The following is a 16,011-nucleotide window of genomic DNA, read 5'->3' as shown; positions in this document are numbered from 1 at the left end:
TTAGAGGGGATGCTTAAAATGAAAATCCTGATAGTTGACGATGAGCCATTAGCTCGCGCTGAATTATCTTACTTGATTAAAAAGAGTCCGGTTTTAAATAAAAAAAGTGTAAAACTTTATCAAGCAGAAGATATTAAAGAAGCACAGGGAACTTTACTCAAACATGAAATTGACTTGTTATTTTTGGATATTTCACTTAATGAAGAGAATGGCTTTGAATTAGCAGATGAGCTTAAACAGTTAAATTATTCACCCATGATAGTCTTTGCAACGGCATATGATGACTATGCAGTTAAAGCTTTTGATGTGGGAGCACTAGATTATGTTCTCAAACCATTTGAGCAGGAAAGAATTGACCAAGCTTTGCAAAAAGCAGAAAAGGTGTTAAAAACTAAAAGTAACAGTGTTGTGCAACATGAAAAAGCAGAAAGTGAAGTTTTAAGTATTGAGCTTGAGGATCGTAACGTTGTCGTTAAAAAACTTGAAATAATAGCAGCAACAGTCAATAACGGTGTACTAACAATTGAAACTGAAAAGCAAAAATACGAAACGCGTAAAACATTATCTTGGCTGAAGGAGCGTTTAACTGACTCGTGCTTTATGCAAGTTCATCGCAATGCAATAGTAAATATTGAAAATATTAAAGAAGTTCAACCTTGGTTTAATCATACTTCTTTATTAATCATGGACAACAATTCTAAAATTCAAGTTGGCAGATCTTATCGCAAAGAATTAAATGCACAACTGGGTATGTAAATTTAATCTGATAACAATGGCTTGTGAGTTTGCTCATGTGTAATTCACAGGTCATTTTTTGCATTTCGCAGTTAAATCGCTTACAGAACTCAAATTAGCTATTATCTTAGTACTTGAAAGCAAGAAAGCTGTAATGAGAAAGGAAAGCGATTTTTATGAAAAAAGAAAAGACAAAATCAGCACCAATTTTAGTTCAGATGTTTATTTATGCGGCAATTTTGTTTACTGCCCAGATAATTTCTGACCTGATGCCTAAAACTTTTCCAGTACCTACTCCGGTAATAGGATTAGTCCTGCTTTACGTTTTACTGACATTTCATGTAATTAAGGTTGAGTGGGTTGATTCTTTCGGCAGCGCATTAATTTCTCTAATTGGGTTTATGTTTGTTCCCTCTGGAATTTCACTGGCCGGAAATTTAAAGATTATGAAAGCACAGGGCTTGCAATTAATTATAGTAGTAATAGCTTCTACCATTATTTTATTGGTTGTTACTGCATATACTACTAAATTTTTTAGCTGGGTTATAGAAAAAATAACCAATAACCAATTAACCGTTATTGACCATAAAAAAGTAGGGGGATGTTAAATAATGAAATACATTACCAATCCACTATTTGGCGTTTTCTTATCTCTGATTGTATTTTTAATTGGTCAATGGTTGTTTAAGAAGTCTAAAGGCTTTTTCCTTTTTCAACCGTTATTTGTAGCCATGGTTTTAGGAATAGCAGTTTTAATTGTTCTGGCGAAGTATTTCAACGTTACAACTGCCACTATTTATACTAAAGCCTATAAACCCGGAGGTGATATCATTTTCTGGTTCATCACTCCAGCTACAATTGCTTTCGCAGTGCCATTGTATAAGCGTAACGATGTCGTAAAGAAAAACTGGTTAGTAATTCTTTTGGGCTTAGTTTTTGGAACGTTAATTTCAATGGCTTTAATAACTCTTGTTGCTAAAGCGGTCGGACTGGATGCGGTTGGAATAAAGTCAATGCTCAGTCAGTCTGCTACAACAGCAGTAGCAATGCCATTAACAAACGCAATTGGCGGTAATGCTTCAGTAACTGCTATGGCATGTATACTTAATGCTGTAGTTATTTATGCCTTAGGAAAGCAATTGGTTAAGTGGTTTAACTTGAACAGTGATCCTTTAGGTACAGGCTTAGGACTGGGAGCTGCAGGACATACTATTGGTTCTGCTTTTGCTTTAGAATTAGGTTCCGTTCAGGGAGCTACTGCTGCAGTAGCGGTTGTTGCTACAGCTTTAGTTGATAATCTGTTAGTGCCGGTATTTGCCCACCTAGTTGGGTTATAGTTTATAATTATTAGTTTTATGTTTAATTGTTTACTTACTCTAAAAGCGTGCGAAAATTTCGCACGCTTTTTAGGTTGTCATTATTTAAAGAATTGTCCGTCGATTTTAGTATCATTTTATACTAATTGAATTAAAAGTATACAAAATTATTAATCTGTGAAATGGTTAGAAAAGTTCTGGTTTTTGCATATAGAACGTTAACTGTTTATAGATAATAATATTTTATAGCTGATCAGTTAATAGCAATTAAATAGCTTTTATCTAAAAACATTGGAGGTTTATAGATGAAAATACAAGATAAGTTTTTAAAAGGTGCACAGACAATTCAAAATAATATTTATGTTAAATCTATTTCTGATGGTCTGTTATCGTCAATGTCAATTATTATTTTAGGTGCGATTGGAAGTTTAATAAATAATCTTCAAATCCCTGCCTATCAAAAATTATTAGTTTCACTAAATCTTAAGTCAATACTTAGTATTCCTGCTAACATTACTATCAATGTTCTTAGTTTATATGCGGTCTTTTTAGTGGCAAATAAATTTTGTGAGTTAAGTGGACAAGAAAACAAAAAATATGGTATTGAAGCCGGTATTATCGCATTAGTTAGTTTTTTAATTGTCACTCCATTTAATACAGATAAATCTGCTTCAATAGTTTCTTTGCCCTCAGAATGGCTGGGAGCCAAGGGACTATTTACATCGTTTTTAGTAGCATTAATAGTAGCTAAGTTATATCTTTTTCTAAAAAATAAAGGGTGGACAATCAAAATGCCTGAAGGGGTGCCACCAACTGTTTCGAACTCTTTCACAGCATTAATACCATCATTCATAATTGCTTTTGTCTTTCTAGCAATCCGGTATTTATTCTCATTAACTAAATTTCAAAGTCTGCATAATTTTATTTTCACCATTATTTCCACTCCATTAACATTACTAAGTAATAATGCATTTACAATGATTTTGTTAGTTTTAATCACTCATCTATTATGGATTTTTGGAATTCATGGTGTAATGATTGTAGTCTCAGTATTTATAGGAATATGGATGCCACTAGATGCCGCCAATCTTGCAGCATTTAATGCTGGACATGTAATTCCTAATATTTATACTGGAGCTATTTATGGCATGTCAACTTTTGCTGGCTCCGGGCTAACAATCGGTTTATGTGTTGCAATGCTAAGGGCACACAAACAGCAATATAGGACTTTAGGTAAACTATCTATAATTCCAAATTTATTTGGAATTAACGAACCGTTAGTGTTTGGTACTCCTATTGTCATGAATCCTATTTTGGCAATTCCTTTCATTCTTACACCATTAATTGCCATTATAATTGCCATTTTAGGGATAAAAGTTGGTATTTTACCCATACTTCCTGGAATTGGTGTCCCTACAGGTACACCAATAATAGTTCACGGGTTCTTAGCAGGTGGAGGTAGTATTGCTTGGGCAATATATGAATTCTTAATTTGTGTTTTAAGCTATTTTATTTATCTGCCTTTCTTCAATAAAATTGATTCAGAACCAAAAAGCAATAAATAATTATTAAAATATTTTTAGGACTTAAGATTGGAAGGGAAAATAATGTATTCAGCAAATTTTCCGCAAAATTTCTTATGGGGTGGAGCTACTTCTGCTAGTCAGATTGAGGGTGCGTGGAATGTTGGTAATAAAGGACCTACAATTACTGAAGTAGTACCTAGGCCAAAAATGAATCAAAAATTGACTTTGCCCACTGTAACGAAAGATTCAGTTGCTTTTGCAGTAAAAGATTTAAATGATTCAAGGTATCCAAAAAGAAAAGGCATTGATTTCTTTTACCATTATAAAGAAGATATTAAATTGCTTTCTAAAATGGGATATAAGGCATTTAGATTTTCACTTTCTTGGGCCAGAATATTTCCTAATGGTACTGAAGATAAGCCGAATATTAAGGGCTTGGAATTTTATGACAAAGTAATTTCTGAATGCTTAAAGTATCAAATTGAACCGGTAATTACTTTACATCATTTTGATTTGCCATTAGGACTAGTGAAAAATCAAAACGGCTGGTTGAGCAGAAAAACCATAAAAAACTTTACTATGTATTCTGAAACTGTTTTTGAACGATATAAGGGAAAAGTGAAATATTGGATTACTTTCAATGAAATAAATTCCGCAACCTGGGGATTTATTGGAACAGGGGCAATAGAAGAAAACATGACCGAAAATGAGAAAAAGAATGTTCGCTTTCAGTCTTTGCATCATATGTTTATTGCCAGTGCCATAGCGGTACAGCAACTGCATAAAATTGATCCCGAAGCTCACATTGGCTGTATGGTTGCTAGAGATATGGTGTATCCCTTAACGTGCGACCCTCAAGATGTTTTGACTGCTTTGCAAAGAGATAACTTTAATTTGTTCTTTTCAGATGTTCAAGTTTTAGGCAAATATCCTAGTTTTATGAACCGGTATTTTAAAGAGCATGGTATACAGATAAAAATGAAACAAAGTGATGAGAAAGTTTTAGCTAATGGGAAATGTGATTTTTTATCTTTTAGCTATTATTCATCTTTAACTATTTCTAGTTCTCGTAATGCTAAAAAAGAACACGGCAATATGGCTGTGGGTGGTAAAAATCCTTATTTAAAAGCAACTGACTGGGGTTGGCAGGTTGACCCTTTGGGCTTGAGAATTACCTTGAATGAGTATTGGAACAGATACCAGGTACCTTTGTTCATTGTTGAAAATGGACTAGGAGCTAAGGATACTTTGGAACACAGCAAAATTCATGATGATTATAGAATTCAATATTTGAGAGAACATATTCTTCAAATTCTTGAAGCAATAAAAGATGGAATAAACGTTATTGGGTATTTAATGTGGAGTCCGTTTGATTTGGTAAGTGCCTCTACAGACCAAATGTCTAAAAGATATGGTTGTATATACGTTGATTTGAATGACGATGGTACCGGGACTTTAAAAAGAATTCCCAAAGACTCTTTTTATTGGTACAAGCGGGTAATTGAATCTAATGGAAATATTTTGTGATGAAAGTACACTACAAGGTTTAATTGTTTCCACTAATCTAAAAAGCGTGCGAAAATTTCGCACGCTTTTTAGATTAGTGGAAACAACAATGCTATCTACTTCTAGCAATAAAACTGTAATATAACTATAATAGTACGCTATTTTAAAGCAATTCGTCTTTAGTGTATAATGGTTATTAATGGTAAGTAACTTTGGTTTTTTACTGCAATTAATTAAAAAGTTGCCGTGTTAATTAAAATAGCACTTCAAAATGAAAAGGAATGACAACATTAGTGAAATTTACTAGATTAAAAAAGATATTTACTGCAATTACCCTATTGGGTTTAGTTCTTTTGACGTTAGGTGCTTGTTCTCAGAAACCACATAAAAGTAATAAAATTACTATTATGACCACTACAAATATTTATTCTGACATTGCTCAAAATGTAGTGGGTAAGTACGGTAAAGCAGAAGCAATAATTACCAAGTCATCTGTTGATCCTCATGACTTTCAGCCTACCACTAATGATGCTAAAGCATTATCAAATGCTGACATAGTAGTGGAAAATGGGTTAGGTTATGACAGCTGGATGGACAAATTGGCTTCTTCAGTTGATAAAAAACCGGTGCGCGTTGGTGAAGACTTAATGGGATTAAAAAAGGGTGATAATCCTCATATCTGGTTTGATTTGACTATGCCTACTAAGTATGTTAATTACTTAGTTAAGCGGCTCAGTAAAAAAGATCCGGAGCATGCTCGTTATTATCGTAAAAATGGGAAAAAGTATTTAGCCCAGATTGCTCAAATTCAGAGATCTGCTGCTAAATTAAATCATCATGTTAAAAAACCGATTTATGTTAGTGAACCTGTTTTTGATTATGCCTTAGAATCTGTTAATATTAAAGTGGCAAATAAAGATTTTGAGAAAGCAATTCAAAACAATACTGATCCCAGTCCGGTCTCCGTTCAAAAAATGACCGAAGGGATTAAAAAACAAAAAATTGCATTTTTTGTGGACAATGAACAGACATCTAGTTCAACTGTTACTAATTTTTTGAAATTGGCTCAAAAACAAAATATTCCTATTTTAAAAGTAAGGGAAACAATTCCTGATAATACAAATTATTTAGATTGGATGAAGGATAATTATCAAAACTTGGCTGAAGTAGCCCGAAAGTAGTTATTATGAGGCGATGAAAATGAAGAAATTGATTGCTGTTTTGGCATTGGGGGCAACTGTTATAACCATGGCAGTGCCACAACCGGTAACAGTTCAGGCTGGTACAATTAATGACACTGCAAAACAAAATAGTTATAGCGGTGTAACATTTGCGGAACAAATTTTGGCGCAAGAAGGCATTAAATATAATGACTTTACTGCTGCCAATCCAATTAATTATCGCAACGGCAAGCCCGAAGGTGTGGTTATTCACGAGACTGCTACGCCTAATGCTACAGCACACAATGAAGCTATTTATTTTAATCGTGAATGGATGAATATTTATTCCTATGTTCATGCTTTTGTGGATAAGACTGGAGTTATTCAGATGACAACTCCTGATTATGGCGTTTGGGGTGCAGGCCCTGTAGCCAATAATCGTTTTATTCAAGTGGAATTATGTGAGGAAAATAATCTTGCTGATTTTGCCAAAGGTGTCAACAATGATGCTGTTTACGTTGCGCAGCTTTTGCACAAGTATAATTTAGTACCGGATAATGCTGTTCATGATGGTAAAGGTACGATTTGGTCTCATCATGCTGTATCTAAATTTTTAGGCGGAACTGATCACACTGATCCGGATGGTTATTTTGCAAAATGGGGTTACTCCATGGATGACTTCTTTGATCTGGTTAAGTATTATTATGATCAAGGGGCTTCAGCAATACCAACTGCTCCTGTTGGTAGTAATCCGATAGTTACACAGGTTCCAGCACCTACAACACCTGTTGTACCCGCTAAAAAACCTGCTGTTTTGCCAAAACCGGTCGCTACTAGGACTCTGATGCATAATGCGCTTGTTTATGATAAAAATGGGGTAGCAACGGATTTACCAACTAAAAAAGCTGGCTCCAAGCTAACCATTTATGGTGATCTAACTATTCAAAAGCGCAAATATTTACAAATAGGTATTAATGAATATGTCGTTGCCAGCAACGTAGAAGGTAAACTTCAATGTTTAGGTCATAATGCTTATATTTATGATGGTAACGGTCAGCGAGTTGGTACCAATAAATTGTATCGTGGCAACTATGTCCGTACGTATGGCGGTCGTGTAAAAATTATGGGCCGCAAATATTACCCGATTGATGTTAATCAATTTGTCAAAGTGGGCAATTTTAAATAATAAAAGTGGGAATAATGTAAATTGTCTGATATTTTAGAAGTCACTAATCTCGCAATGAGATTTGACAAAAATACTATTTTCAATAATTTGAATTTTAAGTTAGAAAAGGGCTCGCTTACGGCTCTTCTAGGTCCGAACGGTACAGGAAAAACAACTCTAATTAACATTCTAATGGGTATGTTGACACCTAGTGCGGGTGAATTTAAGTTTGCGGATGATGTTCGGCTGGGGTACGTGCCTCAGTTTCGCAACATAGATGCTGAATATCCGTTATCAATCGAAGCATTTGTAGGGTTAAATGCCCCTATTATCAAAAGTAGTACTGTCAAGAAAGCAATAAAAAAGCAACTAGAAGAAACCAACCTGTATCAAATTAAAAATACTCGGATGGGGGAGGCTTCTGGCGGTCAAAAACAAAGAGCTTATTTAGCGCAAGCTTTACTGGATAATCCGAACATGATTATTTTAGATGAAGCTACAGCAAGTCTTGATCCTATGGCTAAGGATGAATTGATGAAGTTAATCAAGCATTTGAATGCAAAACATAAAATAACAGTCTTATTTGTGACTCATGATGTGTCATTAGCTCACAAATATATGCAGAATTATTTATATTTAAACCATGGTCAAATTGAGCATGGTGAAATGTCTCAATTTAAGGAGGCATATGAATAATGTTTGCCTATGGTTTTATGCGTAATGCCTTTCTAGCTAGCACCTTTATTGCCATAACTTGTGGTACAGTAGGCGTCTATGTAGTTGCGCGCAATTTTAGTTTTTTAGCACATACATTGTCGGAAATTGGTTTTGCTGGAGCTGCGTTTGCAGTTTGGCTTGGAATTGGCCCTCTGTGGGGCATGCTGCTATTTACGCTGCTTGGTTCAATTAGTGTGGGAGAACTATCGCTTCATAGCGAGCAAAAAGAATCCTCAATCAGTGCAATTTCAGCTTTATTTACTGGCTTGGGCGTTCTTTTTCTGGCAATATCCGGTGCAAACAGCAATTATGCTACTAACATCTTGTTTGGTAGTATTATCGGAGTTGACCATCAAGGCGTAATTCAACTAATAGTCTTGTCCGTAATAGTGCTACTAATGATTTTTAGTATTCAACGGCCCCTAAACTTTGATTCCTTTGATCACATTGGTGCACTTGCTCATGGGGTAAAAACCGGAGCAATCAGCGTGATTTTTTTAATAACTTTAGCAATGTCTGTTTCAATCGGCGCACAAATAGTTGGCTCTCTTTTAGTGTTTATTTTGTTGACTTTGCCACCTGCTACTGCTAATTATCTCGGCAAAACTATTCCGTCAATGATCGCTTGGTCTGTCTTTTTCGCTTTAATTGGCGTTTGGCTCGGATTATATCTGGGCTACATTACTAATTTGCCTGTAACCTTTTTTATAGCTGTAATTGAAGTAGCGATTTATCTTGTTACTTATTTCACTCACATCATTAAGCATAAATTATAGCAAGGCTGGCTAAAAGGATAAAACTGCTATTATTTTTGTGAAAAAATTATAGTATAAATCTTGTAATTTAAACATTCCTTTTAAAATTTCACTAACTTTTGTATGCATTTACATGTATAATAAAAAGCGGAAATAATAATAAAGAAGAGGAGTCTTAATAATGACATACTATTATAACGGTTTTCCTCAAAGCGAACGTAATGAAGCTTTAAATATGGTCAACCTCGATGAACTTGAGGAACGGGCAAAGGAAGTTATGCCTGAAGGAGCATATTATTATATTGCTTCGGGATCTGAAAATGAATGGACTTGGCGTAACAACACTACAGCTTTCAACCATTTTCAAATTGTACCGCGTGCTTTGACTAATATGGATCATCCGCAATTAGATACTGAATTTATGGACATGAAACTGAAAACACCGGTGATGATCTCACCTATTGCTTGTCACGGAATTGCTCATAAGGATGCAGAAATTGCTACCCAAAAGGGCGCAGCAGCAGCTGGTGCACTCTTTTCATCCAGTACATATGCAAATAAGAGCGTTGAAGATATTGCTGCAGCAGCTCCAGATGCACCACGCTTTTTCCAGCTGTACCTTAGTAAAGACTGGGACTTTAATAAAATGGTCTTTGATGCAGTTAAGAAAGCCGGCTATAAGGGAATTTTTCTGACAGTAGATGCGTTGATTTCTGGCTTTCGTGAAGCTAATCTTAGAACTAACTTTGCTTATCCTGTACCTTTAGATTTCTTTACCCGCTACCAAGGAGCTAAAGGTGAAGGCCAAACTGTAGCTCAAATGTATGCTTCTTCGGCCCAAAAGATTGGCCCACAAGATGTTAGACGTATCAAGGAAATGTCTGGCTTACCTGTATTCGTTAAAGGTGTTGTTTGTGCTGAGGATGCTTATATCGCTATGGGTGCTGGTGCTGACGGTATTTATGTCACTAACCATGGTGGTCGTGAGGTAGATTGTGGCCCTGCAACAATTGACATGTTGCCAGAAATTGCGAAAGCTGTTAATCATCGGGTTCCGATTGTCTTTGATTCTGGTGTTCGCCGTGGTTCGCACGTCTTTAAGGCTTTGGCTCTTGGTGCTGATATGGTGGGTATTGGCCGTCCATATCTATATGGTCTAGCACTGGGTGGTGCCAAGGGTGTTCAATCAGTTATTGAACAACTTAATCAAGAACTGTTAATTGACATGCAATTGACCGGCTGCAAGACAATTGACGATGTTAAACATGCTAAGATTACTCATATTAATTATACGGCTGATAACTTAAAGTCAAATACTGATCCTTCAAGAGTTAAGCCATATCCTGTGACTGCTGAAAACCAATTGAAAAATAATGGTTCAGATGCCGTAACCGGTGCTTCTCAAGCTTAATTAATTTGGAAATTTAAATAGTAAAATCGCTCTATATACTAGTTGTTCTTACTAATAAATAGAGCCTTTTTTTATTACTTAAAAAAATATTGTTATTAAGTAATAGTTGTAATTCTTTTTTTATATCTTTATAATTGTCATAATAAAAACAAATAATGGAGGAAAATTATGAAGAAACCGTGGAAATTGCTTGAAACTTTGTTGATAGCAGTCTTGATGTTAACTCTGTTACCCCAAACTGCAGCAGCTGATAAAGGACAAACTGAACAAAGAACTGACAATTATCTACGAAAAGTCCGACAAAAAGGCGAGCTAGTCATGGGGACCAGTCCAGATTATCCTCCCTATGAATTTGTCAAAAACATTAACGGCAAATCTAAAATAGTAGGTATGGATGTTGAAGTAGGAGAAAAAATTGCCCATGATATGGGTGTTAAGCTTGTAGTGCGGTCCATGGACTTTGATTCTCTTTTAGTAGGTCTTGAAACTGGAAAAGTTGACATGGTCATTGCCGGAATGAATGCAACACCTAAAAGGGCTCAAAGTGTCGCCTTTAGTCAACCATATTATAGAAGTGAACAAAAATTACTGATAAGAACAGAAGATAAGGGTAAATATCATAATTATAAGTCTTTTGCCGGCAAGTCAATTGGTGCTCAAACTGGTAGCATGCAAGCAACAATGCTTAAGAAACAGGCCAAAAATGTCAAACTGAAAACCATGGATAAAGACAACGACTTGGTTTTAGGATTAAAAACGCACAAGGTTGATGCGGTATCTGTTGACAAGGCAACAGCTGAGGCTTTTGCTCAAAATACTGATGGCATAATGGTGATTCCAGCAGGTCTAAAGACCGAGTCATCTGCTACATCAGTTGCTTTTCATAAGGGAGCTAATAGTTTAGTCAAATCTGCTAACAAATCAATTGCAGAAATTAAGCAGAAAGATTTAATCAATAAAAAGTATTTACCGCAAGCAGGCAAATACTTAACAAGTGGTAAAACGAAAAAAGAAGTTAAAGCATCCAATTCAATGTGGGCCTATAAAGACTTCTTTATTGCAGGAGTTGGCTATACCTTATTTATTTCCGCAATTTCTGTCTTTTTTGGATTCTTATTAGGTGCAATATTGGCATTTATGCGGTTAGGACATAATCAAATTGCCCGTTCGATTGCGACAGCATATGTTGAATTTATCCGTGGTACGCCCTTAATGGTACAATTACTCTTTGTTTATTTTGGCTTAGGATTAGTGATAAATATTCCGGCTTTACTGTCCGGTATAATTGCTGTTTCTCTTAACTCTGCAGCTTATGTAGCGGAGGTAATTCGCTCAGGCATTAATTCGATTGCTGTTGGCCAGACAGAGGCTTCTCGTTCTTTAGGCTTGTCACGGACAGCAACTATGCGTTACGTCATTATGCCGCAGGCAATGAAAAATATTTGGCCGGCTCTGGGAAACGAATTTGTTTCTCTAATCAAGGAAAGCTCTATAGTTTCGGTAATAGGCGTCAAAGATTTGATTTATCAGTCACGGGTAGTCCAGGCTGATACATATCGTGGAGTTATGCCATTGGTAATCACAATGATCTTATACTTCATCATTACTTTTGGTTTATCCAGTCTAATGAAAGTAATTGAAAGGAAAATGAATCATGACTAACGCAAAACCCGTAATTAAAGTTGAACACTTGCAGAAAAAATTTGGTAGTAATGAAGTTCTAAAAGATATCAACGCTCAAGTCAATGAAGGCCAGGTTATTTGCTTAATTGGTCCTTCAGGTGCTGGTAAAAGTACATTTTTACGGTGCTTAAATTTGCTAGATCAGCCATCTTCCGGCAAAGTGATTTTTGAAGATAAAGAATTAACTGCTTTAAGCGAAGACCAGCTTGATAAATTACGCGAGAGAATGGGAATGGTTTTTCAGCAGTTTAACTTGTTTCCTCATATGAGCATTATTGAAAATATCAAATTGGCACCTATGAAAGTAAAAGGGCTGAGTGACAGTGATGCTAAAGCTAAAGGGCTTGAGCTGTTAGATCAAGTAGGTTTAGCTGACAAGGCAGATGCTTTTCCAACCAGCCTTTCCGGTGGACAGCAGCAAAGGGTTGCTATTGCACGCGCTTTGGCAATGGATCCCGAAGTAATGCTCTTTGACGAACCAACTTCGGCGCTTGATCCAGAAATGGTAGGCGAGGTATTGAAGGTAATGCAGGATTTGGCCCAAAAAGGGATGACAATGGTCGTTGTGACTCACGAAATGGGCTTTGCCAAAAATGTTGCGGATGAAGTATGGTTTATGGCAGACGGCTATATTCAGGAAAAAGCTGCACCACAACAATTTTTTGCACAGCCGCAAACTCCGCGTGCCCAGGACTTTTTAGCCAGAGTATTGGAAGCATAAAAATTAACCTACCTGCTGGCAATTTAGCCCAATAACTTAGTAACAAAAGTAAAGCGTAAAAAATTTTACAATTTAAAACCCACTTTCAGTTAAAGAGAAAGTGGGTTTTGATGTAAGAAATTATAATTTACATATCAGTTATATTATTTGTAAGCAAAACTTGCAAGTGTTATTTAAGATTATTTTGGACAATTTTCTTAAATTCAGCTAGACGATTGGCAAAAGTGGTGAAGGCTTCTTCCAAATAATCAGGCTTAGTCATATCAACTCCTGCTTTTTTCATGATTTCAACTGGGTAGTCGCTGGAACCAGCTTTCAAAAAGCTAATGTATGCTTTTCTTTGCTCAGCAGTACCATGCACGACATTATTGGCCAGAGCAGTGGCAGCAGCAAATCCTGTAGCATACTGGTAAACGTAGAAATTATAATAAAAATGAGGAATTTTGGCCCATTCTTTAGCAATTTCTCCCCCTGGCTCGACCGCATCACCATAATAGCGCTCGTTTAATTTACCGTACATATCATCTAAACGATCAGCAGTTAGAGGTTCACCTTCAGCATCTAGTTCATGAATGCGCTGTTCAAACTCTGCAAACTGCGTTTGTCTAAATAAAGTTCCTTTGAAAGAGTCTAAATAATAATTTAAAACAAAAGCGCGGGTTTTAGGGTCAGTGATATGTGCTAAAAAGTATTCTGTTAGAATATTCTCGTTAGTTGTGGAAGCTATTTCAGCAACAAAGATAGGATAATCGCCATAAACATATGGCTGGTTTTGTCTTGTATACATACTGTGAACGGAATGACCTGTTTCATGAACCAATGTGTACAATGAATCAACATTGTCTTCCCAGTTAAGTAGTTCATACGCATCCGTATCGTAGCATCCGCCAGAATATGCACCGGTAGCCTTGTTTTTTGATTCAACTACATCGATTACCCGATTATTAAAAATATAATCAACTTGCTTTAAATAATCCTCGCCAAATGGTCGTAAAGCTTTTTTAGCCTCTTTTTTGGCTTCATCAAATGTGTAAGATAAAGCCGGTTTGCCAGTTAAAGGAACATACATATCCCACATTTGTAAATCGTTCAAGCCTAAAATTTGTTTGCGTAAAGCTACATAGTCATGAAGAAGGTTTAAATGCTGGTCTACTTCGCTAATTAAAGTATCGTAAACAACTGTTGGTACACTATTTTCATTCATTGCACATTCGCGTGCTGATTGGTAATGATGAACACGGGCATTGTAATTATGTTCTTTTACAGCACCAGACAGGGTAGCAGCCAAAGAATTTTCAAACTGACCGTATGTGGCGTACATTGAATCAAATGCACCTTTTCTTACTTCACGCTTTTGAGATTGAATCAATAAAGAATACAATCCGTCAGAAAGCTGCACCATTTCTCCGTTATCATTTTGAGTGTAACCATACTTCATGTCCGAGTTGGTCAAAACATTATAAGTATTGTCAGAAGCAGACAAAGCATCTCCAGCATCTGCAATCAGTTTTTCTTCTTTGGCGGATAGAGTATAAGGCCGCATTCTGGTAATCTGATCAAGTAAATGATTATAGTTGACCAATCTTGGTTCTTCTTGCTTAAATGCTGCTAATTTTGCGGTAGAAACACTTAAAATTGCAGGGTTCATAAAAGCGGTGGCTGCTTCAAATTGACTGGCTAATCCTTGTACTTGAGCAACATAACCTAAATAGTGTGCGTTTCCAGTGTCAACATCACTAGCTAAAGTAGCATAAGAGTAAACTTTTTCCAGCCTTCTGCTAAGTGCTAAAATTTTAGTTATTCCATTATATAATGATGTACCTGATGTAACAAAATTTTCTTTCAAGGTGTTTAAAACTGGTATTTCTTTTTTAAGACGTGTATATTCGTCTTCCCAGTCAGTATCTGATTTAAATATTCTAGTTAGATCCCATTTTAGATTTGCGGGAACTTCACTTCGTTTAGGAATTGACATTTAAAATCTCCTTTTTTGATATATATAATTAAATTATACTAAAGAATAAAAAATAAGATATTATTAATTATAATTGATATTATTTTAATTCAAGTTTGAAAGTGTTAAAAATAATAGATGGAAAAATACGAAAGGGATTAAATAGAGGAATGAATCCAAATTCAAAACGCAGAGAAGATTACCATAAAGAACATTCTTCTCTAAATCTTCAACGTAATCTTGCTTTAGCAGAACCAACTAAAGCATTCAAGGGCAGCGTTTTCGCACGGATTTGTGGTATTGTGGCTGTTTTGTGTGTTTGCCTGGGTCTGGCTTGGGCAGCTCACATGTATTTTGCTTTGCACAGCGCAATTGATGGTGATAGTGGCAATTATGCCACCTCTGCTCGTATTGCCAACAGACAACCAATCTCAGTTTTGATTCTTGGAGTTGATCAAGGACTTGAAGGCAGACATGATAAGGGCAACTCGGATACTTTGATTTTGGCTACTGCTAACCCGGCTAAGAATAAAGCAACAATGACTTCTATTCCTCGTGATACCCTTGCCAATATTTTAGGTGATCCGGGAAACAAGTACAATATGTTTCGGGTTAATTCAGCTTATGGAATTGGCGGCAGTTCTGCTTCCATGAAAACTGTTTCTGCTTTAATCGGTGTTCCTATTCACTATTATGTAGAAGTTAACATGAAGGCGTTAAAAAGCTTAGTTGATGCTGTTGGCGGGGTTGATGTCAAAGTACCGTTTAAGTTTTCGTATGACTGGTGTGATTTCCATAAAGGAAAGCAACACCTAAACGGACGTCATGCTGTAGCTTATGTTAGAATGCGCCATGATGATCCTCGAGGCGATTATGGCAGACAAATGCGCCAAAGGCAAGTAATTACCGCAGTTGTCCACAAGGCTATCTCTGTCGATTCAATAACTAATTACCGTAAGCTGGTTAAGATTTTTTCGAAGTATGTTAAAACCAATCTTACCTTTAATGATATGTTAGCATTAGCTTTGACATATCGTGGTTGCTCCCAAAATATTTCAAGCGGTTATATTCAAGGACATGATGCTTGGATTAACGGTTCTTCTATTCAGGTAGCATCTACCAAAGAACTACAGAAGGCTTCTGACAAGATCCGTACCAATCTTGACTTGGATAAAAAAATATTGGATAATGATGAAACGAAGCTCAACAGGCTAAATGAGCAGAACAATAACATTAAATGGCAGGATCCAAGTCCGTTTACTAACTATCAAATTTACCGTTCAGTAGTAACTGATGAGTCAAATAGCAGTTCTAGTGGAACTATTTCAAGTGGGACTAATTCTGGTCAATAAGTGTTCTTAG

The 16,011-nt window shown here is 36.1% G+C and carries 14 protein-coding genes; 13 read left to right on the top strand and 1 reads right to left on the bottom strand.

What is annotated here, in order from left to right; all coding sequences use genetic code 11:
• Positions 1–18 precede the first annotated feature (18 nt).
• The 12 genes from Q0K80_RS00770 to Q0K80_RS00715 all read left to right on the top strand — a co-directional run bounded on the left by Q0K80_RS00770 (position 19) and on the right by Q0K80_RS00715 (position 12,695).
• Positions 19–756, top strand: a complete 738-nt coding sequence (locus Q0K80_RS00770) for a LytTR family transcriptional regulator DNA-binding domain-containing protein (protein ID WP_294601819.1) — start codon at positions 19–21, stop codon at positions 754–756.
• 155 nt (positions 757–911) lie between these two features.
• The gene (locus Q0K80_RS00765; protein WP_294601817.1) at positions 912–1,343 is read left to right on the top strand and encodes a CidA/LrgA family protein; all 432 of its coding nucleotides are present in this window, start codon (positions 912–914) and stop codon (positions 1,341–1,343) included.
• A 3-nt stretch (positions 1,344–1,346) separates the two neighbouring features.
• Positions 1,347–2,072, top strand: coding sequence for an LrgB family protein (locus tag Q0K80_RS00760; RefSeq protein WP_294601815.1), 726 nt, complete (start codon positions 1,347–1,349; stop codon positions 2,070–2,072).
• Between the two features lie 284 nt (positions 2,073–2,356).
• The gene (locus Q0K80_RS00755) at positions 2,357–3,616 is read left to right on the top strand and encodes a PTS transporter subunit EIIC (protein WP_294601813.1); all 1,260 of its coding nucleotides are present in this window, start codon (positions 2,357–2,359) and stop codon (positions 3,614–3,616) included.
• Between the two features lie 42 nt (positions 3,617–3,658).
• Complete coding sequence (locus Q0K80_RS00750) at positions 3,659–5,104, top strand: glycoside hydrolase family 1 protein (protein ID WP_294601810.1); 1,446 nt, start codon at positions 3,659–3,661, stop codon at positions 5,102–5,104.
• 260 nt (positions 5,105–5,364) lie between these two features.
• A complete protein-coding gene (locus tag Q0K80_RS00745) occupies positions 5,365–6,264 on the top strand; it encodes a zinc ABC transporter substrate-binding protein (RefSeq protein ID WP_294601808.1) in 900 nt (299 codons plus the stop codon).
• A 13-nt stretch (positions 6,265–6,277) separates the two neighbouring features.
• Complete coding sequence (locus Q0K80_RS00740; RefSeq protein ID WP_294601806.1) at positions 6,278–7,429, top strand: SLAP domain-containing protein; 1,152 nt, start codon at positions 6,278–6,280, stop codon at positions 7,427–7,429.
• Positions 7,430–7,483: 54 nt separating this feature from the next.
• Positions 7,484–8,104: an ATP-binding cassette domain-containing protein gene (locus Q0K80_RS00735; RefSeq protein WP_294601870.1), complete on the top strand. Its 621-nt coding sequence runs from the start codon at positions 7,484–7,486 to the stop codon at positions 8,102–8,104.
• On the top strand, positions 8,104–8,901 hold the full coding sequence (locus Q0K80_RS00730; RefSeq protein ID WP_294601804.1) for a metal ABC transporter permease: 798 nt from the start codon (positions 8,104–8,106) through the stop codon (positions 8,899–8,901). Before Q0K80_RS00735 ends, Q0K80_RS00730 begins: the two co-directional genes overlap by 1 nt.
• Before the next feature lie 160 nt (positions 8,902–9,061).
• Positions 9,062–10,291 (top strand): alpha-hydroxy-acid oxidizing protein, encoded by a 1,230-nt coding sequence (locus tag Q0K80_RS00725; protein WP_294601802.1) that lies wholly within the window; start codon positions 9,062–9,064, stop codon positions 10,289–10,291.
• 168 nt (positions 10,292–10,459) lie between these two features.
• The gene (locus Q0K80_RS00720) at positions 10,460–11,953 is read left to right on the top strand and encodes an ABC transporter substrate-binding protein/permease (RefSeq protein WP_294601800.1); all 1,494 of its coding nucleotides are present in this window, start codon (positions 10,460–10,462) and stop codon (positions 11,951–11,953) included.
• Positions 11,946–12,695 (top strand): amino acid ABC transporter ATP-binding protein, encoded by a 750-nt coding sequence (locus Q0K80_RS00715; protein WP_294601798.1) that lies wholly within the window; start codon positions 11,946–11,948, stop codon positions 12,693–12,695. The genes Q0K80_RS00720 and Q0K80_RS00715 overlap by 8 nt, the downstream gene beginning before the upstream one ends.
• 169 nt (positions 12,696–12,864) lie before the next feature.
• Here Q0K80_RS00715 and pepF read toward each other — a convergent pair whose 3' ends face one another.
• Positions 12,865–14,670, bottom strand: coding sequence for an oligoendopeptidase F (gene pepF / locus Q0K80_RS00710; RefSeq protein ID WP_294601795.1), 1,806 nt, complete (start codon positions 14,668–14,670; stop codon positions 12,865–12,867).
• A 149-nt stretch (positions 14,671–14,819) separates the two neighbouring features.
• Between pepF and Q0K80_RS00705 the strand changes: the two genes are divergently transcribed.
• The gene (locus tag Q0K80_RS00705; protein ID WP_294601793.1) at positions 14,820–16,001 is read left to right on the top strand and encodes an LCP family protein; all 1,182 of its coding nucleotides are present in this window, start codon (positions 14,820–14,822) and stop codon (positions 15,999–16,001) included.
• The last annotated feature ends 10 nt before the right edge of the window (positions 16,002–16,011 follow it).

The sequence above is a fragment of the uncultured Lactobacillus sp. genome (assembly GCF_945290125.1).
In the GTDB taxonomy this organism is placed as follows: Bacteria; Bacillota; Bacilli; order Lactobacillales; family Lactobacillaceae; genus Lactobacillus; species Lactobacillus rizhaonensis.
This window is presented reverse-complemented; position numbering and strand designations above follow the sequence as displayed.